The organism is Myroides sp. TSA_177.3, assembly GCF_052691955.1.
This window is the reverse complement of the sequence record NZ_JBQZGD010000007.1, coordinates 143,790-168,838: the sequence shown is the minus strand read 5'-3', so window position 1 is coordinate 168,838 and position 25,049 is coordinate 143,790. Positions and strand designations below refer to the sequence as shown.

Below are 25,049 nucleotides of genomic sequence, written 5' to 3'. Positions count from 1 at the left end.
TCCGTCTTTATATACCAATTCTGTTCCGTTGTACGTCACATTGCCTTCAACGTCTTTGGCAACTTTTTCGATAATCTCTTTTACTTTCTCTGGATTGTTGTTTACAATCGTTTCGAAGTTGTTCGCTACCGAAGCAGGAATATCGATAATAGTTTCTGTCCCATTTTCGGATTTATAGGTATAGGTTCCATCGGTATTGGCAAGTAAAGTCGTTACCGTTTCATTGGCTTTTACTATAGTGGATAAAAGCAATTCGATTCTTGAACCTGAGCGATCGAGGTATTCAAATCGTGTACCATCATAAAATACATTTCCTCCTGTTTTATTTATAAGATTTTGAACCGTCTCATTTTTGACAATTTCTTCAAAATTCTTAATTACTAAATCACTAATATCCACATCGGATACGATTCGTACCCATTTTGTGGCGTTCCAATAATAAAAACCAGGAAGAATATCTCCTTGTTTTTTACTGGCATACACTACTAGACTCTCTACATTTCCATTGGAAATTGTTTGGGTATCACCTGTACTTTCTAATGTTATACTTGGAATAAGTAAACCTTTATCTTTAGAAATAATCGTAAGCTCTGCAGATTTGTTTGGTGTTTTTGTACCAATACCTACTTGAGCTTTTAGGGACAACACAAATAAAAAAGCTGCCACACAAAGTAATTGTCTTTTCATAATTCGTTGATTTATACAAACGAATGTCATCACAATTACCTCAAAAAGAGTTTACATTTGTTATTCTTTAGCGCAAGTTAACAAAATTAAAACACTTTGTTAATGCCTTCATTTAGCACGCTAACAATTCAATACCCTCTCGATTAGCCCCCTATTTATAAGGGATGAGAAAAGGAACAATTCTATTTTTGCATTTATCGTTTCCTTCAATTTTTTTGTCTTAGTTATTTTGTTCTGGAATAAGAGAAACGAACAGAATAATATCAAATGGGGTAGTTTATGTTGGGAGAAGTAAATGAAAATAGAACGATAAGAAACGATAGAAATAAAAAAAGAGAGAACTTTATGGGTTCTCTCTCTTTCCTCAAGCAGTTAAACTGTATTTTACATCTTACAGCAGGATGGTGAAAAAAAATATTTCAATAGCTAACCTAAACATTCTTTTTTTAAATGAAGGGACTTGGCTGAACGAAGTCCCTTTCATAAACAACATCTGACTTTAGATAAGTCAAGATTCAAATCAATGTAATGTATGTAATACTAAAAATGACTATTATGGGTTGTAAATTAAAGAGGGAAACTAATGAATGTTCCCTCTTTTTTGGCTACCTGTAAATTTTAGATCCTACAGCAGGATCGTAGGAAAAAAATAGTTGTTTTGAAATTTATTATTTTAATAAAACAAAGGATTTACACGCTGTTTTATAGTAAGTTTCTTACAAAATGTATTCAAAAAATGGTTTTGCTTTCCAGTCATTACCTGGTGTGCGAATTTTTAATTCAACTTCCTTTGCTATCAAAAAAAGAATTTGTCAAACCGAATAGCTCTTCTTTTTTTTAAAACGACACAATACCTTACTAGTTTATCCAGAAGCTCTTTATTTAAAAGAGACAACACCAGCTAAATAAAGCCCTTTTAGCCTCCAAAAACTTCAAGGTATTGTTGTCGTTACAGTAATCCCCATACAAATTTGACGTAATTTGTCTTTTTCTATTACTCCCTCGATAAAAATCGAAGCCAGTAAAATTATATCCCCGATGTCCTAGATGAAATTTATTTAAGTTAAACAATACCTCTTTGGCTTATCGAAAGTTCTTACTAAAAGGAACAACACGATCTGCAAAAAAATCCTTTTCCTTTCAACACCTCAAGGTATTGTTTTCACCATTTCAACTATGACCTTATTTTTCAATTTTTTAACCGTTAGATTACTAGTTTAATTAGATAAAGCAAAACAGAACAATACTTTGATTGTTGTTTAGAAAGCCCTTTTTTATCAGGGCGCAACACAAAATTTAAGCCCATTTATTTCAACTTACTTCAAAGTATTGCTGTTTTACTTTCATTCAACATTCATTTTATTTATGTAATCTAGTAGTTTACTGTAAATCAATAGAATTTTGAGCTCTATTTATCTATTTAGAATGATAAATTCACTGCGTCTATTTACTTGGTGTTCTTTTGCTGAACAAGGGACTCCATTGCTACATGAATTGAGCAATTGAGTTTCACCATATCCTTTTCCGGTGATGCGTTTAGCCTCTATTCCTTGGTTAATTATCCAACGGACAGTTGCTTTTGCTCTACGGTCCGACAAACTTAAATTATACGCATCTTTTCCTCTACTATCTGTGTGAGCGCGTACCTCTACTTTTAGGGTTGGATGCGCTTTCATCACTTCCACTATTTTCATTAATTCAATTTGTGCATCAGGGCGAATGGCTGACTGATCGAAATCAAAATAAATAGGGTTTAGTTTTAAACTTTTAACTAAATCATCCGTTGGATTCATTGTTTCTTGGATAGGTACTAATCCAATATTATGTTTAGAACGTTCTTGATGTTTGGCCTCTAACACAAGTACTTCCTCTGAGGTATTATACTGTGCTGCTTCTGCTTTAATGCGATACTTTTTATGACAGAGCAAATCCGCTATTTTATACTCCCCTTTTTCATTTGAAACTTGGGTAGCAATCACGTGATATTCATTATCGTAAATGGTGATTTTAACTTGATTTAGTACATTTTTAGTTTCTGAATTAAAAACAATTCCTTCTAAAGTAGTCTGACATATTTTTTCGATGAAAGAATAGATATCGTCTCCCCCACTACCTCCAGCTCGATTCGAGCTTATGAAACCTTTATTTACCTGAGGATCAAGATAAAAACTAAAATCATCAAATGGACTATTAAACGGAGTTCCCATATTGCTGACAGGTCCTACCTGGCCATCATCCATAAGTTTAGCAACGAATATATCAAGCCCTCCTAATCCCGGATGACCATCAGAAGCAAAAAATAAATACTGATCATTTGAAATGAAGGGAAATGATTCTCTCCCTGCGGTATTAATTTTATCGCCCAAATTTTCAATTACTCCATATTCACCCTTTGAAGAAATGGATACTCTGAAAATATCTGATTGTCCAAGTGTGCCCTGGCGATCGGAAGAAAAATAAAGCCATTTATCATCAGGAGTTAAACTAGGATGAGCTGTATTAAAATTATCTGAGTTAAAAGGCAATTCGATTACTTCTCCCCATACGCCATCCTTGTTTTTGGTTGCTTTATATAATTTCAACAAGGAAGATTGATTCGTATTATTTTTTTGTTTTCCTTTTTTATTGGAATTGTTACGCGTAAAATACATCGTATTGCCATCCTTTGTAAAAACAGCCGTCGCATCATTTACTTTGGAATTGATTTCTTTTGCAAATAGTTTTGGCGTCGAGAAAGCACCATCAGCTTTTATTTCTGCAGCATACAAACTAGTGAAGTGTTCATCTGTCCATTCGTGAACAGGCTTCGTTGTCTGTTCAGTTCGGGCTGATGTAAAAATCAGTTGTTGATTCAATACCGTTGCTCCATAGTCAGAATAAATGGAATTCAAAGCCAAAGGCTTCATTTCATATCGCTCTTCTTTATGCTCAATCTCAGATAAGAAATTCTTATGTAAATTAAAGAGCTTAGCTCTTGAATCAGCTGCTTCCAAACGGGTGAACGCTTCCATCATTTTGCTCGATTTTTCATAGTTCCCGACTGATTTTAAAGTTTGTGCATAGCGATAGAAATATTCTGATGGAATATCTTCTTTCCCTTTATCTTCATACTCCCCTTCAAAAAGTTCTTGGTACCATGTATTAGCTTCAGCTAATTTCCCATTAAAATAATAGGAATTAGCTAGTTTTTGTAACAAGTCCGCATTGCTATATCCTTTTGTAGTAAGGCGTTCATAGCTTTTAATGGCCTCACTATAAGCTTGGATATTATATTCTTTATCCGCTTTTTTTTCCGTTATTCGTTGGGCATGCATATTGACCCCAGCCAAAAAAAATAGGCTTAATACACTTATTCTTAGTAGTTGTTTTTTCATAATCTGTCCATTTATACCAACGAATTTCAAAGTATTTGCTTTAAATTGAGTCTATTTTTGTTATTCCTACGAACAACTTAACAAAACTAAAATAGCCGCTGTTGTTTTGTTTTTATCGGCTAACAATTAAATACTGCCTAGCATCCTTTTGGAATACTTCTTTAAAATATGCATTCATTTTAATTCAATTGTAGATTCTCTTTTCTTTCATGTTCTCCTTGTGGACTTAAAATTTCATCGTTAAGCCTTTTTCTTTACGAAATAAAAGAAAGGATAGAATGTGTTTTTGACTTGTCTTTTTCACTCTTCCTTTTTCCAACAATTAAAAAAATGAACCTACTTATTTTACCGTTTAATACTAGTTGTTTTACTATCTGTCTTATGCTTAAATCAAAACTCATCATAAAGTCAAAAGGATAGGTATTATTTTGTTATAATCGAGTACGTTTAAGCTAAGAAGACAAAAAAATAAAAGTATCCTAACAAAAATGAACTTGTAAAGTACTGAAAAATAGTGTGTTTTGTGTTTTTTATTTTTTCTCTAATTGATGAAATATTTTAAAAATATTATGTTGTGCAATTATAAAAATGAAACAAAAACCTATTTTTACTTGTGCTATTTTGATTTAAGAGGGTTGGAATTACTACTAGAAGTTCTCTCTTCGCTTTTTTGCATCTAAGAAAAGTGCTAGAGCTAAATTATACTATTAAAAAAGCCACTAACAGTTAAACTGTAGTGGCTTTTACTAATAGTAGTAAAGTTGTATGTAAAACAAACTAGATTAGCTTGATGTATTCGAAGGGAGTCATCCCTGTAACTTGTTTAAAACTCTTAAAGAAAGAAGCTTTGGAGTTAAAGGCACTTTGATAAAATAATTCATTTGCTGTAAATTGCTTTTTATCTTCATGACTGTTGATCGTTTCCAATATTACATTAATTCTAAGTGAATTGATATACTCTCTAAAACTCATTTGGTGAATATAGGTAAAGTACTGAGCTAAATAATAACGTGAAATTTTGGTTTTATGTGCTAATTCACTAATCTTGAAATCTGCATTTAAATACGCTTTTTCCTTTAAGATTACTTGTCTTACCTTAATATCAATTTGAGCTAATGTTTCATCGCTTAATTTGACTTTCTCATATTTTCCATCATATGGATCTTTATTCTCCTCTTCTGGCTTATTTGCTTCTTCAGCTTTTACTAAATGGAGTGCAAGTTCAACTTCATTGTAATCCAATCCCCTATTGTTTGCTTCATATTGGAAAAAAAACGAAGTTGAAATGCGATAGCGAAGTAAAAGAACTGTAAAATAAAAGCAGATTAAACTAAGTAGTATAGCGATGAAAAATACAATAGGATCATTATTATACACGAGTGAAATAACAGTGATACTAGAAAAAATAATCAGAAAACTAATTAAATATGATAGAAATTTAATCAGTTTAAAATTATCCAAAGGAGTTTGATTCAAGAGATTGTTTTCCTCCTTGAGGATAAAAAAGCTTTTGATTGCATAAAATAAGAGGTAGACAATAATGAATACGTACAAAAAATAATGTAGCATATTTTGATCAATTGCGATATTTCCCTCTGATAGAAAAAAGATGCAGAAAAAGACCGTAAAAAATGAAATAGCGAGATAATAGTAATCTTTAAAATAATTTCTAAACAGTGGTTGTTTTTCCTTATATCGATAATAAGAGAGTAATAAAAATACATGTGGCCCATAGAAAATGAAGATAGAGATCCATAGCGGATGAACTTCAAAATTCTTAACCATTAAAAATTGTCCCAGTACGAATAAGATCTGAATAAAAATCAAATAACTTAATATACTTAAAAGTCGAAAAGCATCATAATCAATAAGCGAATGTTTCGCTTTTGTATAACGTCTATATTCTTGAATTCCAGCTAGTAGAATAAGAATACCAAGAAAAGTGATTAGAATATACATATCTATAATTTGTAAAGAATTAAACATAAATTAAGCAAAGACAAGATGTTTAACACTAAAATTATATTAATACAATATCAAATTTAATAAATTTTCGGACTTATTCAATAATAAAATCGCAAAATTCGACTTTTTATGAATATTGGTACCTTAAAAGGATATCCATATTTATTTAAAGCCTTATCTTTAAATAAAAAAAATGTTAAATACCAAAGCTAACACCTCCTTAAAGAAGAAACTTTTCTTATGTCTCATTATACTTTTAATCGGGATTAAGCTAAGTATAAACATGAAGTACTCGTATGCGGATGTTTATTTTTACCTTATCGTGCAACTTATTCTAATACTCATTAATATTAGTAGTTATAGATTTTATCTCCTTTTAATTGCTTTAGAGGTTAGTACGATTCTGTTATTCAAACAGCATTTTATTACTAGCAATGCCTATTATCTCATTTCTTTTGGTCTTACCTTACTAGGGATCCTCTACTTCCTAAAACCCAGTAATATCAATCAATATCGCTATCAGCCGATTCATTTATATTTGCACCATACTTCTATTGCTACGTTATTTTTAGTGCTTATCAACGTATTAATAAATGTACAGTATGGGTTGAGTGAAGTAAATCCTTTTCTGGAATTTACCTCTATTTTAATTCAGATTTACATACTCGTCTATTCTGTATTGACTCTGATTAATTATCTAAAACACAATTTATTCCAGACATTGATGATTGATTTCATTAAAGAAAAAGAATATTCAGAGATAACAAAACAAATCCTTCACTTTTTTGAAACGAGTACACAAGTGTACCTAAACCCAAGCTTTAATATTGATACTTTAAGTCAGGAAATTGGTGTTCCCGTGCATGAAATATCAAAGAAAATAAACAATGAATTGAATACCAACTACTATAATTTAGTCGCTTTTTATAGAATTCAACAAGCGACAAAGCGAATGAAAGAAAAGCCGAATCACAAAATTGAAGTGATTGCTGAGGATTGTGGTTTTAACTCAAGAGGTACGTTTACCAAGTATTTTAAACAATTTTTAAAATGTACCCCAACGGAGTATCGCAATAAAATGGAGCGTTAAGCTTTGTGTTGATTTGTTCTTGTAGTTCATTTGCACAAATTATCATGTACATGGACCTCATTACAAGAGATGAGGAAATAGGTATTGCTTTAGGCTATTAAAAAAAAAGCAATCAAAATACATTTGATTTTGCATAATTTAAAGCCCTACCTGGTTTGTAATCTCAAGTTAGGGATTTCTTATTTTGTACTATAGAGCCAAGTAGGGTAAAAAATGAATGAATTAAATGTCGTGTAGTTAGACTATTTATTTTGGTAATTATCAGTGATTTAGTTTTATCTGCATTAACATTCTTTATATTTAAGATAATCAATTTTAAAATATTTAATTTAAAGAAATTAATGTTAATGGGAGTATTTTTGCTTTCAGTTGGAGCGTTCGCTCAATCGTCGGATACAGAATCAATGTTTACAGAATTTGAAAAGCTAGGGTATGTAAAAGTTGATGGTACTACAGCTTATAATAGTTTATTTGACTGTTGGATAGGGATGATATTTGATTGTGATGAAAATGGTAATCCTGTTAGAGATCCTGAACATAACACAGGAATAGTTGTAACAGCTTATTTACAATCTGGAATTAGAATTAAATAAGATGAATATTGCAGTACAGGTACAATTCAGAGAATATATGATTGTTCTTTGGCTAATCCTAAAAAATAGATACAGGATTAGTAATTTAAAAATACAATATTTAACAGTAGTAAGCTTTAGTTTGCTACTGTTTTTTTATTTAAACGGAAGATGTTTTATTCTTATTCAAGTATTAGTAATAGTTACTTAGGTATGGTTGCTGTGCTTTCGTTTCCTATTGATTACGTCAATTTTGTACCTATCATTTTGTATGTATCTTCGTATATTGTTTTGGTTTTTCTCCCATATAGGCTTGAAATACTTTAGAAAAATGGCTGAGATTAGTAAATCCCAACTGATACCCAACTTCGGATACTGTTCGTTGATGTTCTCTTAATAAAAAGGCAGCTTCTTGTATTCTCGCTTCTTGATAAAAATTAAAGATGGTACTTCCAAAAATCTGTTTAAACAAGCGCTGAAGTTTGGACATACTCATCCGGGCTTCATTGGCGAGTTCGTTTAACCGAGGAGGAATCGCTAAATCTGATAAAATTAGGTCTTTAATTGCATAAAGGGTTTGGATATCCTGAGGATGTAAAGCATAGTATGTTTTGTCTTTGCGTTGTTCTAATTGCTCTAATAACCGACAGATAACTTCTTCTACTTTTATGCGTAAGTAATACGTTCCAAAAGTATCTTCTATTTTCTTGCCAAATACTGTTGTGACAATTTGTAAAATATCCCTTGGAATTATTTCTTCAAAAAGTAAAGGAGTATTATGAGTCACAAGATTTTGAATCAGTGGCAATTCTTCAATACCTCCTAATTCTTTTTTGAGGTAGTCAACATCTACCTCAATATTAATTGAACTATTACTATCAATATACAAGCTAGAGGTTGTTGTAATTCTACTTGTAGCAATTAAAACACGTGTTGGTGCATGGACAGAAGTGGGTAAATACGCTTGATGACCTACATCCAAAAATTTAAACAAAATCTTCTTTTTTGAGGAAAGTGGCTCAGGATTAACAAGTTTGATAGGCTTTTTTAAACTAAAATCGGTTATTAATACCCGAATGTAGGAGTTCAAATCATAGCCTATACAATAGCCCTGTCCATATTTTTTGGGTATATCAATACGCCCCTCGTTGACCTCTATGTGTAATTTCTTAGCTAAAGCTGTAAAAATCTTTAGTGTCGTAAATCGATTTCCTTTTTCAGTAATGAACATGTATAGCTATTTTATAGCAAAATACGACTATTTTAAAATAATATGGTCAAATAATTTTGTTCCTGTTTACAATACATCATTTTTAAATACAAGTAACTATGAAACAAAATTCACCACAATACCTCATTATTTTACTTATTGTCGCCATGAATTCAATAGGTCTTTCTATTATACTTCCGCTATTGCCTTTTATTGTAGAGACGTATCTACAATCGGATTACGTTGTATGGGCAATAAGCGGTCTTTTTTCCATTTATGCATTATGTAGTTTTATAACTGCACCTATATTGGGGAGTTTAAGTGATGTGTATGGGCGAAAAAAGATCTTACTCCTCAGTTTATTTGGATCTGCTCTAGGTTATCTATTATTCGGTATAGGAGGCTCTTTATTCATTTTATTTCTAGGGCGGATTATTGATGGAATAACAGCTGGTAATACGAGTGTACTCTTTGCTTATATTAGCGATAATACCCAACAAAAAGATAGAATAAAGTGGTTTGGGTATATCAGTGCTGCAATGGGTATTGGCAAAATTGGAGGGCCTGTATTAGGTGGAATACTAGGAGGTATTTCTATCGCATTGCCATTTTATATTACAGCTTTTCTTATGCTGATTTCTGGTTTAATTGTCTATTTCTTTTTACCAGAATCCAAACAAAAGAAACAAAGTATGAAGGAAGTTAATCACATTAATTTTAATGTGTTTAAACTATTATCGGCCATGTTTCAGTTAAAACCCATTCGATTCTATTTGCTTATAGGCATTTTGTTTTACCTTATTTTAACTGTATTTCAATTTAACTATACCTTAGTTTTAAAAGATACCTTTCAACTGACTCCTACTTCTATTGGTGTTCTCTTTACTTTAATTGGTGTTTTTGAAATACTTTCAAGAGCTGTATTTTTACCTTATCTACTTCATCGATATTCAAGTAAATTAATTCAAATCTTTGGATTGTCATTGATAACGATGGGGTTACTGTCCATTGTAGGTAGTTTATACTTTCCTATGGTCCTTTTTGTTCCTATTGCTTTAAGTCTTATTATAATCGGCGAAGGATTATTTGAACCTACATATATTAATTTACTTTCTACTGCTGTAAGTGAAGATGAACAGGGAAAAATACAAGGAGCTAACCAAAGTTTACAAGCACTTAATACGATAGTTGTTCCGCTTTTTGCAGGCGCTGTGTATTATCACAACCCTACCCTACACTATGTGTTGTTAAGTGTACTGGCTATGGGGAGCATCTTTTACGTAAAAAAAATGATTCGGTAGCTAGTTCTCTTTTTTTAAAATGGATAGTTTGGTCTAGTATTAATGGTTTTTGAATAAAAAACAGAAGAATGAAATGAGATTTATTCCTATTTATCTACCTTCGTAAAAAGAGGAAAATAATTTATGATACGACAAGTAGCAGTAAGTGATGTAAATCAAATAGTTGAAGTACTCCATCAAGTGAAAAAAGATATGTTTTCCAAAGGGATTGATCAATGGGATGAGCATTATCCGAATGAAAAGACGATACAGGAAGATTTAAATAAAAAACAAGCCTATATCTACAGTGAAAATGGAGAAGTTTTGGCTTATATGGTCTTAAATCAAGAATATGATATAGAGTATAATGATTTAAAGTGGAATACTTTTATGCCTTTTATTGTAATCCATCGTCTTTTTGTAAAACCTACAGCTCAAGGGAAAGGGATATCTAGCCAGATGATTCAATATGCAGAACAATATGCAACAGAAAATAACTTTGCTTCCATTCGCTTTGATGCTTATGCTTTAAATAATACAGCTAATGCTGTGTATCTTAAAAAAGGATACGCATTTGTTGGTACCGTGCAGTTTAGAAAAGGGGTTTTTAACTGTTATGAAAAAGGATTAAAACCAAGTAGTTAGGCATATATCCCTGTTTATAAATCGGCATAAAAACCATCCCGAGAGATGGTTTTTAATTTTAAAATAACGCATCAGTAAGTTCTTTTACAACCATCGCTCCGGCCATTGAGCCACTAGCAACAGCCGCAGAGATCGATCTGAACAAAGTTGTATTATCTCCACAAGCATAGACACCTTCTATTGTTGTTTTTTGAAAAGCATCTACTTTGATGTGTCCCGATTCAGTTTGTTCACAACCTAAATCAAACGGAATACTACAATGTTGCTCAAAGGGCACTGCTGCGTAAACTGCTTCAACATTTAGTTTTGAATGATCTTGAAAGACTATGGATTGCACATAACCATTAGCATGTTCTACTTCAATCACTTTCTCCTCTATAATTGCAATATTATTTTGTTCCAATTTAATCCGTTGTTCGTGCGTAAAGGCAGTTCCTCCATGAGTGGCGATTGTAATATTTGGAGTTAAGTTCTTCACCAAAGAAGCCAAATGCAAGGCTTTATCGGAATGCGCTAAAATAGCTGTTCGTTTGTTTTGAAACTCATAACCATGGCAATACGGACAATGAATAACAGAAATTCCCCAACACGTTGATAACCCTGTTATGGCAGGCAACTTATCTTTAATCCCTGTAGCAAAAATCAGCTTCTTACTGCTAAAAACGTCCTGCGTCGCAGTTGTAATTTCAAATCCTTCTGGTGTCTGTCGACCTGAAAGTGCTAATCCCTGGTAAAAAGACACCGTTTTGTACGCCAATACTTGTTCTCTTGCTGTAGTTGAAATTGCCGCAGGTGCTTGTCCATCTTGGGTAATGAAATTATGCGAATAAGGTGTTTGTCTATTACAAGGCAAACCGCTATCAATGAGCAAAACAGATTTTAATAAACGCCCTAAAGCCATTGCAGCTGAAAGTCCAGCATAACTTCCTCCCACAATAATCACATCGTATTTCTCTTTGTATGTCATGATTTTTATTTTTATTAATGCAATTGAGTTGCAATAATAATGATTAAATTTGTAACTGCAACAATGTTGCATTAATATTTTAAATGATGAAACAAACTAGAAATACACTAGCTAAGACTGAGATACTAAAGCTTATTGAAACGTCAGAGGTCGCTTTATCTCCTGCGGAAATCCTCGCTATTCTACATGGGGTATGCGATAGAGTTACGATTTATAGAGTATTGGATCGCTTAACGGAAGAAGGAATTATTCATAAAATAGCTACGATAGAAGGAGTTATCAAATATGCTATTTGTCAAAATTGTACCTTAGAAAAGCACAACCACAATCACCTTCATTTTACTTGCGAGCGTTGTCAGACAACAACTTGTATTACAACAGTTGAGCCTTCTTTTACCCTACCTGAAAAGTATAAAATCAAAAGTGTAAATTTTACTATTTCTGGGATCTGTCCGGAGTGTAATTAAGATTGTCTAAAAAAGAATATAGAGATTTTTTATTTATTCTTAATTTTTGCTCTGTGTTTCAAACCAAATTCAATAAGAGAAGTTAGTACAGGATAGCTTTCTTGCGCATGTGGGGTCAGTTGGTAAGAGACTGTAATCGGTTTGGTTTTGTTGACTGTTCTTGTGATGAACAGGTTATCTTCCAATGCTTGTAACTCATTAGATAAGACTTTAGGCGAGATTCCCTGCGCCTTTTCTTGTAAGTCTTTAAACCTCATTTCTCCCTTTGTATGAAGATGATGAAGAATACAAAATTTCCATTTTCCACTTAATAATTCCAAGGCGTCTCGTAAAGCCAAAATAGTTTCTGTGGGTACTTGATCGTTTTTTATTGCTGTCATACTGTTAGTTACTATCCTCAAAGTAAGTCATAGCAAAGATAAAGGAAGTGCATCTTACTTTTGTATGGAACCTAATAATTATACAATGAAAGTAACCTTAATCGCCAATATTTCAATCAATGGCAGAATTTTAGTATCCGATAATCCTGCGCATCAATTGCCAGAAGAAGCCTTCGCTTTTTACCTGAAACTCGCCCATCAAGTGGGAAATTTAGTCATAGGTAGGCAAACTTTTCAAAATTTCCAAGAATTCCCACAAGCAGTTAAAGATCTTTTCAAGGGCATTGAAATCTTAGTGCTATCCAATACCACCCAAGTGGAAGAAGGGTATACTTATGTGAATTCGCCAGAACAAGCGATAGCTTATATGGCTGAAAAAGGAATAAACGAAATTGCAATTGGTGGCGGGATAGGAACATTCAATGCATTTATAGCAAAAGATTTGGTAACCGACCTCTATTTAAATGTAAGTCCAATACTCGCAGGAGAAGGTGATTTTTTAGGTTGGAACAACCCATTCAATACTACATTTGAAATAGTAACCCACAAAGTAAAACAAGGCTTACTTCAGTTGCATCTAGCTAAGCCTAGAAATTAAAATGGCAATCGTTAAAGCGCTGTGTTTTCAACAACTAAAAAAACAAGTATTGAAAATAAGGGTCCTGATTTTCAATACTTGTAGTAGTTAGGTCTTGCTATTTATTGCGCATTGATATCTCTCAATCTGTTTTATTCAATTAGAACGGAGATACCGTTCTAGATTTTAAATACACCCAGGTTTTGCTTAAATAGGGCGTGAAAATGACTAAAAGGATAATCATGACTAACATCCAGCACATAAGTTCATAATAATCCATCGCATACCTCAATTCAATCTGTTTGTTTACGTCGGTAAGCAAGAGTTTTGTACTGGCTTGTTCTGCTGGTGTATGTAAGAATCCCCTAGCCTCTAATTTATGCATCCCTTGCGTTAATTTTTGTTGAAGCCATGGATTGGCATAATTTAAATAATCGGAAAAACGACTTTGATGAAGATTGCTACTATAGAGATTATAGTAATTCATTACGGCAATACTCGTTGTGTAACCCAAATAACGAATGGCTAAACAAATCGCGGCGGCTGAAGCTCCTAATTCAACAGGAACTGACGCAATACAATAGATAATCGTAGGTACCATCAATAGTCCCACTCCAAATCCTTGGCAAAACAATAAGACGTAGTAAGCATCCGTATTCGCTGTAGGAACAAACAGGAAGTACATCCCCAGGTGGTAAACAAATAGAAACGAAAAACCCAAACTCCAAATCAAGCGCATGGGCCATCGTTTTAACAGCCAAATACAAGCAACTACTACACCTGTTACTAATCCAATCAGGTTATAGACATTGAGATAAGATAAGTGTCGAGGATCTAAGTGAAGCGAAGTTATGAAGTGCGTATTGCTTATACCTGAAGCAAAACGACAGAGGTATAAGATAAAGAGCAAAAATAGTCCGATTTTAAAATTTCTATAGTTCCATACATTCCAATTAATATAAGGTCTTTTTAGGAATTTCTGGCGAATAACAAAAATCGCTAGTGCAAGTAGGATGCCCAATCCTGCCCAATGAATCGTTTCATCTTCAAACCAGTAATACTGTTGGCCATAAATCGCAATATATCCGAAGAGTACAATCGCAACAGCATAGAGTACAAAGCTTTCCCAGTCTAAACAATACAAAGGCAACTTGCGATTCAGCCGTACGTGATTCATCGTAAGCATAATCAGAAGTAATCCTGGAATAAAAGAAAAGGCAGCGGCTTGGTATAAGAAAGAATAATCGTACTGATCAATTAAATCTGAGGTAATAAGCTGATTAAACGGGGTGGCGCAGATTAAAATACCGTAAAAACAAGAGAAAGATATCTCTCTTGCTTTCGAACTTTCGAGGCGTATATAGAGCGTTGAAATGCATAGATTTACGGTGCTAGCAAATAACATGCCTTGTAAAAATCGAATGGGAAATACGATACACCACGCTTGTACATGATACAATACAACGCAGCCTAAGAGTTGTAAAACATTAAAGATGATAAAGTATTCTTTCGTTGCGAGATACGTAAAAAAACGTCGTTCTAGGCTATAAAAAGAGACAAAACCGGCATACAATAAAGAAACTGAAAATTGGATATCTCGAGGATCACACCCAAAATAACCTACTGCTGCAGTAGCATTAGCAGCAGGTAGAAAAAAGAGCACAATACTCGGCATCAAAAGTACAAAAAGAATGACGCGTACGGCCCATTCTGGGATCCAATCAACGAATAATGCGGTTGGTTCGCTATTTTGCATGGACTTGATTTTTTGAAATCAGCACTTGGACATTCATCCCTGCTTTCAGGAGTTCTTCTGAATCACGAGGGGCTGTAATCTCGATACGCACAGGGATTCGTTGTACAATCTTAACGAAGTTCCCTGTAGCATTATCGGGTGGTAATAATGAGAAGCTAGACCCTGTAGCCGGTGCAATAGAAATGACCTTTCCTGTAAATGGTGTATCAGGATAAGCATCTACTGCTAGGACTGCTTCATCACCTACCTGGATGTTTCTAATCTGTGTTTCCTTAAAGTTGGCTACAATCCATTTCGGTGTTTCATCATTGACCATATAGGTTAAAACTTGACCTGGCGTAATCATCTGCCCTAAATCTATACTTCGCTTGCCCATTCTACCGCGATAGGGAGCGGTAATAACAGTATAGCCGACAGTCAAGTCTTTGTAATTTTGAAGTTGTTCTAATCTAGCGATTTCTTTTTCTAACACTTTCTTTTGTGCTTCGATGTCAGCAATACTCGATTTGGCTGCTTGTGCATGTTCTACGCTACTTTGCCAATCACTGCGATCAAGATCAAGTTGGGCGCGTTTCTCTTCTAGTTGTTGGGCAGTAGCTGCATCCACTTGATAGAGTTGGTGATATCGATTGTAATCTAATTCCTGTTGGTTGTATTTAGATGCGCGTCCTTGGATTTGACTCTGAGCAGCAGCAGCAGTTAACGATAAAGTATATTGACGGGCTTCTAATTCTTTCAATTGTGCATATTGTTTCGCAATATCAGCAGTCGTTTCTGCCTGCGCATAAATATACTCTCTATTATCAACGATGAGCAAGGTATCTCCTTGAGCAACGAGCTCATTCTCCTCAAAGCGAACTTCCGTTAGGTACCCTCCTACTCTTGCAATAACAGGATTAATATACTCTTGTACTTGCGCATCATTGGTTTGTTCGTATTTCCAATACGTCCAAAGGGTGTTCAGCCCCCAAATGCAACCAAAAAATAAAACAATTAATGCGATGTAACGGGTTACACGCGTAATAAAGCGATCTGTAATTCTAATACGTGTCTTTGTATCCATTATAATAATCCTTTGACTTGTTGGAGGGTGTAATACTTGTAAAGGCTATCTAGCTTAGCCGCTTCTAATTCAAATTGCGTTTGTAAATGCTGTAAATTCGCATCTAATAAATCCGTAAGTAAGGCTAACTTATTAAAATAGGTTTGCTTGATGATACGGGCATTTTCAGCTGCTTGGGCACTGTTCTTGGTACAGACTTCTATTTGTACTAAAGATTCCGTATAGCGCAAGTAAGCTTCTTGTACCTCTTGTTTTATCTGATCTTGAACATAGTGTTGTTGGATTTCTTCTTTTTCATGTTCTAATGCACGACTGCGTACTTTATGGCTATTGTGATACAGGGAGGAAATAGGAATGGATACCTGTACGCCAATGGTTCCTAAACTATACCAACTGGGATTGTAAGGATATAAAAAGATTTGCGGATTGGCCATGGTGAAGTTTCCTATTAACCCTATACTGGGTTTGTTTTGTGCTTTTACTTTCTTTTGTTCAATCGCACTAAGGGCCAAATCGGTGGTTGAAAGTAATTGTTTATGTGCATAAACAGAGGCAATCTCTAGCGCCTCTTCATAGGGTTCTAAAGGCATCGCAGCAGTTGAATATGCTTCTGGCTTGATAAAATCGGAATCCTTACGGCCCAGTAATAGAACTAACTTTTGATTTTCGATTAGAATATCATTTTCTATCTGTACCAATGTCATTTCTCGTTTCGATACTTCCATTGTAGCACGCAATACATCGCTTTTGAGAATAACACCATGCGCGTAGAGCTTTTCTACTTCGGCTAATTGCTCTTGTTGATCGGCAATATCATGTTGAATCACAGTTCTAAAGCGCAATACTTTGGCCAGTGTCAAATAACACTTTGCTGCTTCTAGGCGAACTTCTGACTGTGATAATTCGGCTATAATCGCTGTTTTTTGTTCTTCGGTTTTGCGTGCTGCAATTTCTAAATTCTGGCGATTTCCGCTATAGAGGTTGAGATACATCGAAACTCCTGTATGATAAAGCGTATGAATCACATCATGCTGTTCGGGCTTGTTGAATATTCCATCCGAATACACAGGAATATTACTGGCCTGTTCTACTTTCGCTATTCCGTTGAACACAGGGTATCTACCCATTTCAGCATCTTTCGTATTTTCTCTACTAATTTGCTGCGCTTTGGTATGGAGTAAGGCTTGCTTGCTTTGGACATCTGTTTGCTGCCAAACGTCCGTTAAAGTCAGGTGGATGGTATCCTTTTGAACCATCAACACAGGAGTGGTTTGACTATAGCCTATCAGGGCACTACTAGCAAACACAGGGAGTAGAAAGTGACTTCCGAGATTCATATACAATTTTTAACGGCGCAAAATTAAAGGGAGTACACTATATCTTGTACTTCGAAAATAGTCAACTTTTTATTGAAACCAGACAAAAATCATGCTTACTTTTGTACTTCGAAATAAGTAAAAGATCCCATGAGAATCATCGATTCCTTAGACTTTATAGATACCGTTCAAGACGGCGTATTTGTAACACATGAAAAATCAGATAAACGCTATCCCCTACACCAACATGAGAAAGGGCAATTAACCTATGTAGAAGGGGGAATTACGTATGTTACGGTAGACAATATAACCTATGTGGTTCCGGCTAAATATTTCTTTTGGATCCCCAAGGGGGTACCTCATATTCTCAAACTCAGTCACTCAGCTACTGTATTGCGTTCCCTGTATTTTTATACCCAAGATGATGCTAAGCATTCTTTTTACGCTGAACTTGGTATCTATGCGGCTTCTGATTTGGTTGTGGAAATGATTGCCTATACGGAATGCTGGCACAATCAGATGGTGAACCCTCAAACCCCAAATTTTGAGTTCCTACAAGCCTTAAAAAATATACTGCCTTCTTCCATCAATAAGAATATGCAGTTACAGTTGCCTTTCAGTGATCATCCCCGTATCATTAAAATAACGGATTACTTGGATATCCATTTTGGTCAGCAATTAACTTTAGCAGCCATTAGTGATAAGTTCAATCTCAGTGAACGTTCGGTTTCACGCCTATTTCAGGCAGAACTTCAAATTTCGTTCTTACAATACTTGAAAACAGTACGCATCGTAAAAGCCATCGAATTATTGGTCAAAACGGAGCATTCAATCAGTGAAATAGCCAATACAGTTGGCTATGTAACACTGGGGGCATTCAGCAATGCCTTTTATGAGTATACGGGAATACGCCCTCTTGAAATGAGACAAAAAAGATAAAGGGGGCTTCCCCTTCTTATTAAAAACTTTCCTTTTTTTTGATGATGAGTATCTTATTCACAAGTCGTCTATTTGGTAGTGGTTGGTTATTTTTAAATATACAGTATTTCTTTATATTTTGTTAAAATTTATTTATTTTTTAGTTAATGTATTATTGTTTTATAACTTAACAATTCGAACCAATAGAATAATATTATGAAAAATTTATTTTTAGTAGTAGCATTTATGTTTTCAATGCTAACCTTTGCTCAGAATAAACCAGAAGTAGAAGTTTTAAATGCACCTCCTCAACTATGTCTTTTGATTGCTTACAATGTTGGTTATCAAAAACCTTCTGATTGTTTTTATCAAGAACCAGGTGAGTATATATTAGTCGCGTGCCGACCTTTTTATACTGGTGGGAATATAAATGATAATTGGTCATCTTATATATCTGACTATTGGTGTGAATATGGTAAATTCCCAGAGGGTGTAACTGTTAGATCTTTTTACCCAAGTGGTCCATTGGACTTAGAATATAAACCTTAAATTAAAAAAAAAGTTGCTTTTTTAAGCAACTTTTTTTTAGATATAGATATTATTTATTATTAAGAATTAATATAGCCAATAGAATAACAAGAATAATACCTAAAACTGTTGCACAACCTACTTTCCAAGCACTATACGGTTGTTCTCCAATCACTTAATCTGTTACACCATTGACATAAAAGGTATATTGTTTGTTTTTATAGCGAAAAGAACTCACATACAAAGGTAACAGAATGTGTTTAAATGTCACTTGAGATACATCTGTATTGGAGTGGTGAATGCGCTGTTGATCCCCTCCGATGTGTCTTCTCACTCGGATTCTCTCTTCTTCATATACCCAAGAACACACCTGATCATAGGCTTCTTTGATCTCTATTTGATATTTTTCAGTAATAAACCCACACAAATAATCGGGTTTTATTCGCTGTATCGCCTTAGGGTCCCACCTAGTTGATAAGGATTGTAGTAAATTCTTTTTGAGTGTTTTATTTCCAGAATTCTTTACAGTACCACAATAATCACAAACAAGTGCTTATGCACTCGGTTTATAAGTCATCGGAGCACCGCAAGAAATACATGCGGTTGATTCAGTGATATTTAATGTTATATCTTCAGGTGTCAAGGTGTTGGTGTTGAGGAATAAATTTCAGTAATTTTGTCTGTAGATAACATAGAGAAAGTTTTAGTTAAATATTTGTGATTCAGAACCTTAAATATACTACTAATCCTATCTCTTTTTTTATATCCTTTTTTGCTTTTTCTTATATCGAACTCACTTTAATTAACAGTAAATTTTAACGCTTATAAAAGTGTATAAATGTCAAGTAATACAGAGGGAAATTTCGCGCAAAGCGAATTATAAATTAAATATTGATAAAGTTTATATAATTGGCATTGTTTTAGGTTGTTTTCTTTATTATTCATTGTAACTTATAGGTTATTAACAAATTAAACAAGTAGTGTTATAACATATAAAGAGCTTGTTTGTAGCTCAATGAACTACATAATTTAAAAAATAAAGAGATGAAAATTAGACTAGAAAATGTATTAAAAGAGAGAAAAACTACAATAGAAGAAGCCTTTAAATTATTTGATGAATTAGAACCTGCAACGCTGGATTTTATGATTGGACGTTGGAAGGGAATTTCGATTAATTCTGGACATCGATTGGATGGAAAATTAGAACATAGTGGTTGGTACGGAAAAGTGTTTTTTAACTTGGAAGAAGTACATCCACTGCTGTATTTTACTGAAGATAAAACAGCCATTTATTCCGTTGAACCTACAAGTCTGTTTGGACGTACGGAGCATGCAGGAAATGAAGAAGCCACACGCGTTTTTGAACAAACAAAAGAGGCCAAAGCACGGCTTAGAAATACAGAATATAGAGGAAGATCTTGTGCAACGATGGTCTATGATGAATTACCGATATTGGATGTCTTTGTTAAGATTGACGACACTAAAGTTTTAGGGGTTATGGACTTAAAAGGAGATCCAGAGCCTTTTTTCTTTGTCCTAGAACGAGATAATCAATCAACGATACATTTAGATGTTTAATAGCCACAGAAAAAGCAACCTTTAAAATTGATCAAGATGAAAATAAAAGCAGCCGTTCTTCAAGAACCTAAAAGTAAATATACCATAAAAGATGTACAATTGGATGAGCCAAGACCAGATGAAATTCTAGTTAAAATAGTAGCTACAGGAATTTGCCACACTGATATTGCCGTCACAAATCAACAAATCCCTTTTCCAATCCCAGGAATTTTAGGCCATGAGGGAGCTGGAATTGTGGAAAAAGTAGGAGCAAATATTCAGAAAGTAGCTGTTGGAGATCACGTGGTCTTAGCACCAGGTGCGTGTGGTACATGTGAACAATGTATTGCAGGGCATCCCTCCTATTGTTTGAATTTCCACAAATTAAATTTAAGTGGGAAAAGAGCAGATGGAAGTTGTGCGTATCACGATGGCAACCAGGAATTAGGTGGATTCTTTTTTAATCAATCGTCGTTTGCAACGTATACATTGACCAATGAGAGCAGCGTGGTGAAAGTAACCAAAGAAATAGATTTAGCGCTTTTAGGTCCATTGGGATGTGGAATTCAAACAGGTGCTGGAACCGTATTTAATGTAGCTAAACCTCAAGCAGGAGATACTATAGCTATTTCAGGTGTTGGCCCCGTAGGATTAGCCGCTATTATGGCAGCGAAAGTAGCAGGATGTGCTAAAATTATTGCCATTGACATCCACGAGGAACGATTGACTTTCGCTAAAGAATTAGGTGCTACTCATACCATTAATAGTAAGAATATTGCTGAGGTAAGCCAATACATTCGAGAAAATTTAGCTCCTAATGGATTAAATCATGCCATAGATACTACAGCCATTAATTCTGTTATCAATGAACTGGTTAAAGCCATGCGAAGCAATGCTACTGTTTATACCTTAGGGGTAATGAAAGCCGGAGGTAAATTAGAAATTGATTATTCTCCTTTTTCATTTGGTGTAGCTGTTAGATCGGTTATTGAAGGAGATAGTATTCCTGATTTATTTATCCCACGATTGATTCAATTGCATTTAGATGGTGTATTTCCATTTGATAAGATGATTACTTTTTATGAAATGGATGAAATTAATCAAGCAGTTGAAGATTCAGGAAAAGGAATTGTAATAAAACCAATTATTCGAATGCCTCATTAAGCGTAAGAGATGGACGTTATGAGGTTATAATTACCTAAAAAGGCATTAGTTATAAAAACTAATGCCTTTTTGAATTCTTTTATCTGGATTAAAGGGTTCTGGAAGACCTTGATAATCAATGTTAATACTATATTGGCGTATCTTCTATTCTTTATGATCAATCTGTTGCGTCTGTTCCAATATAAAATTAGATATATCAGAAAGCACAGTTGCTGTATACGCTTTGCGTCCCATGCCAACAAATAATCCTTTTTTCCAGGTCGGCCACTGTGAAGTTAATTGGTAATTAAAATAAGCAGCCTTTAGTAAACCATGTGTGCTTTGAGGGTATATTTTAATTTCTGAATGATAATTCTTTCTTCCTTTTATTATTTCACGGTATTTTTGAGCATTATCTTCTGCTGGAACATTGAGATCATCTTCTCCCCATAAGGCCAATAAAGGGCCTTTCATTGTGAGAAGATCTTGTGTCGCATCTGATTCTAAATTTCGTGCAATAAATAAAAATCGATCTTTTTCTATGCCTGATTGCTCAATATCATTCGCATTGAAATCAGTAAATAAGGCGATATCATTTCTTCTTATTGAATCGAGTTTTTTAGCAATAAGGTCTTGGGAAAATCCTTCTTTTTCGAGGCGAATTTTAGTTAAATAATCGCCCTGATCCAACCAGTTTACGGCACCTCCAATGATAATTGAAAAAGCGGGATCCGTTAGGGTACTCGCCTTTGGGATAACCCATCCTGCTTGTGAAAAGCCTAAATAGCCCATTTTATCCACAGCAAAACCAACCTGAGTAGATAAAAAATTAAAAGCGTCTTTAGCCTCTATCGCTCGATCTTCAATAGATTGATGGAGCCAATTCCCTTTACTCGCTCCTACTCCTTTTTTATCCCATGAAAATACGGCAATTCCTTGCTCCACTAGGTAATTAATCAAAGGAAGATATCCCTTAGCTGATGTTCGATCTTGAGGACCATCTCCATGAATCAGTAACGCTACAGGTGTTTGCTTACTGATACCACGCTCAGGTATAAATAAAGTAGCGGAAAGTTCTTCTTCTTTTGATACAAATACATAATCATGATGTTGCATGTTGTCAATTTCAAAATCATTGCTGCCAACAATAAAGAAGTAACCGATAATTACAACTAAAATTAGAATAAATAAAGTGCCAATTTTCCAACGCATAATAAAATACTTTAAACCTATTGCTGCTAGGTGTATTAAAAGTAGAGATTATTTTTTGAAAATAAATTCTAATGAATAAAAAACAGCGCATAGTTGTGCATATTGACAACAAATAATTTTAGGACTATGGATTTTAATAGCTGATTGATTAAGCTAAAAAAACAATACGGATTTAACACCCATTTTTTACTGTTTTTTATACTTTTGCAACGACCTCTTATAAAAGAGGTTTATATCCACTTTTGCCCGTTCTATAGTAAGAATAGGTAGGTAAAACTAAACTATAATTATATTAGGTTTAAATGAAAAGAAAGCAAATTACCAATCAGCATGTGTTTAAATTAATTCTGGCTTCTGCTCTTGTAAGTATATGCAGTTTACTACTGGTTTTTATTACCCAACAACTAACAGAAAAGGCAGAGCACCTTATTTTTGAAACGGTATCTGAGACGCAAAAATTACTTTTTATTATTCTTCCTACCCTTGGAATAACGGCGATTTATTTCTTGCGAAAGTTAGTATTTAAAGGACGCAAGAATAAGGGAATTACGGAGATATACAAAACACTAGATCAACGCAAAGATCACCTTCCTGCTTTTAAAATACCTTCCCATTTAATCAATGGTTTTTTAACGGTATCTACGGGAGGATCTACCGGTATAGAAGTTTCTTCTGTGGTGGCTACTGCAACTGTTGGAAATATGGTTCATACGAAGCATTTCTCTGCGAATAAGTACAAAAAAGAATTGATTTGTGCTGGAGTTACAGCGGGGGTCGCTTTACTATTCGGCAGCCCTTTGGCAGGGTTACTTTTTGCTTTGGAAGTGATTGCAAGAAAGACAAGTAAAACGTTATTCATTAGTTGTGGTACATCAGCCTTGTTGTCTTTAGCCTTCATCTTATTCTTTAACTACGAACCTCTATTACCTTTTAAAATAACAACTTGGAATGAATATGCTATTCCTTTATTTTTGGTATTGAGCTTGTTGTGTGGACTGTTATCGGTTTATTTTACGTTGTTGGTTACCCGAATGAAAAAGCTGTTTGGAAATATTAATAACAATTTCTTACGCGTCAATTTAGGGGCTATTTCTGTCGGGCTTTTTATTCTTTTATTTCCGGTATTATACGGGGATAGTTATCACGGGTTAAAAGAGATTCTCAATCCAACGCATGTTATCACATTATATAGCTTAGCCTTTTTAATGCTACTGAAACCTTTAGCTGCTGCGTTAACTTTGGGTGCAGGTGGAGATGGTGGTGTATTTGCCCCTAGTATTGTAGCTGGAGCTTTCTTAGGTGTCTTATTTGCTCATATTTGCAATGCTCAATTCGGACTAGCACTCATCCCGCTTAATTTTGCTTTAGTAGGTGCCGCAGCGACCTTATCCGCTTCTATTTATGCGCCCTTAACAGCTTTAATTTTGGTCTGTAACTTAGTGCCGAATGGTTACCAACTGTTCATTCCCTTGTTATTAGGAAGTTTTACAGCTAAATATTTTGCAAAACGCATCTTGCCGTATAATGTTTATACGTATGATTTTTACCTAGCCAAAAAAGAAGCTGACTTAGCCGCGAAATAGGTCTTTATTAGCGCCTTTTTCTTCGTCTTACTTTATGTAGTAAAATAAACGATCGAACAGGATATTGTCGTTTGTGCGGAATATTGTTGAAAATAAGCGCTGCAATAAACAAAATCGTAACACCTGTAATCACGGGTGAAACCACATATTCATACCCGAGGTTGGTAATACTACTTCCGCCTGTAACAGCAATCAAAGCTGTTGCACCTCCAGGAGGATGGAGCGCTTTGGCCATTTGCATACCAATAATGGATAAGGAAACAGCTAAAGGAGCCGCTACCCAAATATAATGACCTAGTAGTTTATAGATGGTCACCCCAATCAGGGCTGAGATAATATGGCCTAAGAATAAGTTTTTGGGTTGTGCTAAAGGACTTCCAATTGCCCCATAGATCAAGACACAACTCGCCCCAAAAGAACCAATGAGGAGTGTTAAATCATACTGTGAAAACGCTTCATAATGAAGATAACAAATGGTTCCTAAACCAATAAATGAGCCTATAAAAGCCCAAAAGTGCTCTTTAAAATCAACTAGTGTTTCTTTGTACAGCAAATAACGAGTTCTGCGGTACATTTTGTTTTTTTTTATGGACATTTTACTCTACCTCTGTTGGATTGCAAATATATTACATCTGATAGAGATAAGATTCTAGTTTTAACTTTATTTGAATGAAAAATTGTACAACCTACGCTGTGTTAGTGGCTGTACAAATTTCTCTAATTCATATATTTGCTGTATAACGATGCTGTTGCACTTTC

General features: G+C 34.4%; 22 protein-coding genes and 1 pseudogene. 11 read left to right on the top strand and 12 right to left on the bottom strand.

What is annotated here, in order from left to right:
* The 3 genes and pseudogenes from ACUTSE_RS09290 to ACUTSE_RS09280 form a co-directional block, all read right to left on the bottom strand.
* Positions 1–687 (bottom strand): annotated as a pseudogene (locus tag ACUTSE_RS09290) (hypothetical protein); the annotation flags it as partial.
* A gap of 1,412 nt (positions 688–2,099) precedes the next feature.
* Positions 2,100–4,061, bottom strand: coding sequence for an OmpA family protein (locus tag ACUTSE_RS09285; protein ID WP_445640024.1), 1,962 nt, complete (start codon positions 4,059–4,061; stop codon positions 2,100–2,102).
* A gap of 777 nt (positions 4,062–4,838) precedes the next feature.
* On the bottom strand, positions 4,839–6,020 hold the full coding sequence (locus ACUTSE_RS09280) for a helix-turn-helix domain-containing protein (protein ID WP_445640023.1): 1,182 nt from the start codon (positions 6,018–6,020) through the stop codon (positions 4,839–4,841).
* Between the two features lie 289 nt (positions 6,021–6,309).
* On the opposite strand from ACUTSE_RS09280, the gene ACUTSE_RS09275 reads away from it, so the two are divergent.
* Together ACUTSE_RS09275 and ACUTSE_RS09270 are read left to right on the top strand one after the other, a co-directional pair.
* Positions 6,310–7,116, top strand: a complete 807-nt coding sequence (locus ACUTSE_RS09275; protein ID WP_445640022.1) for a helix-turn-helix domain-containing protein — start codon at positions 6,310–6,312, stop codon at positions 7,114–7,116.
* A gap of 359 nt (positions 7,117–7,475) precedes the next feature.
* Positions 7,476–7,709, top strand: coding sequence for a hypothetical protein (locus ACUTSE_RS09270; protein WP_445640021.1), 234 nt, complete (start codon positions 7,476–7,478; stop codon positions 7,707–7,709).
* 241 nt (positions 7,710–7,950) lie between these two features.
* Here ACUTSE_RS09270 and ACUTSE_RS09265 read toward each other — a convergent pair whose 3' ends face one another.
* Complete coding sequence (locus ACUTSE_RS09265) at positions 7,951–8,919, bottom strand: helix-turn-helix transcriptional regulator (RefSeq protein WP_445640020.1); 969 nt, start codon at positions 8,917–8,919, stop codon at positions 7,951–7,953.
* A 98-nt stretch (positions 8,920–9,017) separates the two neighbouring features.
* On the opposite strand from ACUTSE_RS09265, the gene ACUTSE_RS09260 reads away from it, so the two are divergent.
* The gene (locus ACUTSE_RS09260; RefSeq protein WP_445640019.1) at positions 9,018–10,199 is read left to right on the top strand and encodes an MFS transporter; all 1,182 of its coding nucleotides are present in this window, start codon (positions 9,018–9,020) and stop codon (positions 10,197–10,199) included.
* A gap of 123 nt (positions 10,200–10,322) precedes the next feature.
* On the top strand, positions 10,323–10,823 hold the full coding sequence (locus ACUTSE_RS09255; RefSeq protein ID WP_445640018.1) for a GNAT family N-acetyltransferase: 501 nt from the start codon (positions 10,323–10,325) through the stop codon (positions 10,821–10,823).
* A 58-nt stretch (positions 10,824–10,881) separates the two neighbouring features.
* Here ACUTSE_RS09255 and ACUTSE_RS09250 read toward each other — a convergent pair whose 3' ends face one another.
* The gene (locus tag ACUTSE_RS09250) at positions 10,882–11,790 is read right to left on the bottom strand and encodes an NAD(P)/FAD-dependent oxidoreductase (RefSeq protein WP_445640017.1); all 909 of its coding nucleotides are present in this window, start codon (positions 11,788–11,790) and stop codon (positions 10,882–10,884) included.
* 86 nt (positions 11,791–11,876) lie between these two features.
* Here ACUTSE_RS09250 and ACUTSE_RS09245 point away from each other — a divergent pair, with 86 nt between their 5' ends.
* Entirely contained in the window at positions 11,877–12,257 is a 381-nt protein-coding gene (locus ACUTSE_RS09245) for a Fur family transcriptional regulator (protein ID WP_445640016.1), read from the top strand.
* Between the two features lie 29 nt (positions 12,258–12,286).
* On the opposite strand, the gene ACUTSE_RS09240 is transcribed toward ACUTSE_RS09245, so the two are convergent.
* Positions 12,287–12,637, bottom strand: a complete 351-nt coding sequence (locus ACUTSE_RS09240) for a winged helix-turn-helix transcriptional regulator (RefSeq protein ID WP_445640015.1) — start codon at positions 12,635–12,637, stop codon at positions 12,287–12,289.
* An 85-nt stretch (positions 12,638–12,722) separates the two neighbouring features.
* On the opposite strand from ACUTSE_RS09240, the gene ACUTSE_RS09235 reads away from it, so the two are divergent.
* The gene (locus tag ACUTSE_RS09235; protein ID WP_445640014.1) at positions 12,723–13,235 is read left to right on the top strand and encodes a dihydrofolate reductase family protein; all 513 of its coding nucleotides are present in this window, start codon (positions 12,723–12,725) and stop codon (positions 13,233–13,235) included.
* 139 nt (positions 13,236–13,374) lie between these two features.
* Here the strand turns inward: ACUTSE_RS09235 and ACUTSE_RS09230 are convergent, their stop codons facing one another.
* The 3 genes from ACUTSE_RS09230 to ACUTSE_RS09220 are packed head-to-tail and all read right to left on the bottom strand — an operon-like array spanning position 13,375 to position 17,370.
* Entirely contained in the window at positions 13,375–14,970 is a 1,596-nt protein-coding gene (locus ACUTSE_RS09230; RefSeq protein WP_445640013.1) for an MFS transporter, read from the bottom strand.
* The gene (locus ACUTSE_RS09225; protein ID WP_445640012.1) at positions 14,960–16,033 is read right to left on the bottom strand and encodes an HlyD family secretion protein; all 1,074 of its coding nucleotides are present in this window, start codon (positions 16,031–16,033) and stop codon (positions 14,960–14,962) included. The genes ACUTSE_RS09230 and ACUTSE_RS09225 overlap by 11 nt, the downstream gene beginning before the upstream one ends.
* Positions 16,033–17,370 (bottom strand): TolC family protein, encoded by a 1,338-nt coding sequence (locus tag ACUTSE_RS09220; protein WP_445640011.1) that lies wholly within the window; start codon positions 17,368–17,370, stop codon positions 16,033–16,035. The genes ACUTSE_RS09225 and ACUTSE_RS09220 overlap by 1 nt, the downstream gene beginning before the upstream one ends.
* A 129-nt stretch (positions 17,371–17,499) precedes the next feature.
* Here ACUTSE_RS09220 and ACUTSE_RS09215 point away from each other — a divergent pair, with 129 nt between their 5' ends.
* A complete protein-coding gene (locus tag ACUTSE_RS09215) occupies positions 17,500–18,288 on the top strand; it encodes a helix-turn-helix domain-containing protein (protein WP_445640010.1) in 789 nt (262 codons plus the stop codon).
* A 195-nt stretch (positions 18,289–18,483) separates the two neighbouring features.
* Positions 18,484–18,816, top strand: a complete 333-nt coding sequence (locus ACUTSE_RS09210) for a hypothetical protein (protein WP_445640009.1) — start codon at positions 18,484–18,486, stop codon at positions 18,814–18,816.
* 154 nt (positions 18,817–18,970) lie between these two features.
* Here the strand turns inward: ACUTSE_RS09210 and ACUTSE_RS09205 are convergent, their stop codons facing one another.
* Entirely contained in the window at positions 18,971–19,222 is a 252-nt protein-coding gene (locus ACUTSE_RS09205; protein WP_445640008.1) for a hypothetical protein, read from the bottom strand.
* Positions 19,223–19,839: 617 nt separating this feature from the next.
* On the opposite strand from ACUTSE_RS09205, the gene ACUTSE_RS09200 reads away from it, so the two are divergent.
* Both ACUTSE_RS09200 and ACUTSE_RS09195 read left to right on the top strand, forming a co-directional pair.
* Positions 19,840–20,373, top strand: a complete 534-nt coding sequence (locus tag ACUTSE_RS09200) for a DUF4334 domain-containing protein (protein WP_445640007.1) — start codon at positions 19,840–19,842, stop codon at positions 20,371–20,373.
* 36 nt (positions 20,374–20,409) lie between these two features.
* Complete coding sequence (locus ACUTSE_RS09195; RefSeq protein ID WP_445640006.1) at positions 20,410–21,516, top strand: NAD(P)-dependent alcohol dehydrogenase; 1,107 nt, start codon at positions 20,410–20,412, stop codon at positions 21,514–21,516.
* 144 nt (positions 21,517–21,660) lie between these two features.
* Here the strand turns inward: ACUTSE_RS09195 and ACUTSE_RS09190 are convergent, their stop codons facing one another.
* Complete coding sequence (locus ACUTSE_RS09190; RefSeq protein WP_445640005.1) at positions 21,661–22,707, bottom strand: alpha/beta hydrolase family protein; 1,047 nt, start codon at positions 22,705–22,707, stop codon at positions 21,661–21,663.
* A 302-nt stretch (positions 22,708–23,009) separates the two neighbouring features.
* Between ACUTSE_RS09190 and ACUTSE_RS09185 the strand changes: the two genes are divergently transcribed.
* Positions 23,010–24,290 carry a chloride channel protein gene (locus tag ACUTSE_RS09185; protein ID WP_445640004.1) on the top strand — a complete coding sequence of 427 codons (1,281 nt, stop codon included), beginning with the start codon at positions 23,010–23,012 and terminating at the stop codon, positions 24,288–24,290.
* 7 nt (positions 24,291–24,297) lie between these two features.
* On the opposite strand, the gene ACUTSE_RS09180 is transcribed toward ACUTSE_RS09185, so the two are convergent.
* Positions 24,298–24,864, bottom strand: coding sequence for an HPP family protein (locus tag ACUTSE_RS09180; protein ID WP_445640003.1), 567 nt, complete (start codon positions 24,862–24,864; stop codon positions 24,298–24,300).
* Positions 24,865–25,049: the final 185 nt, after the last annotated feature.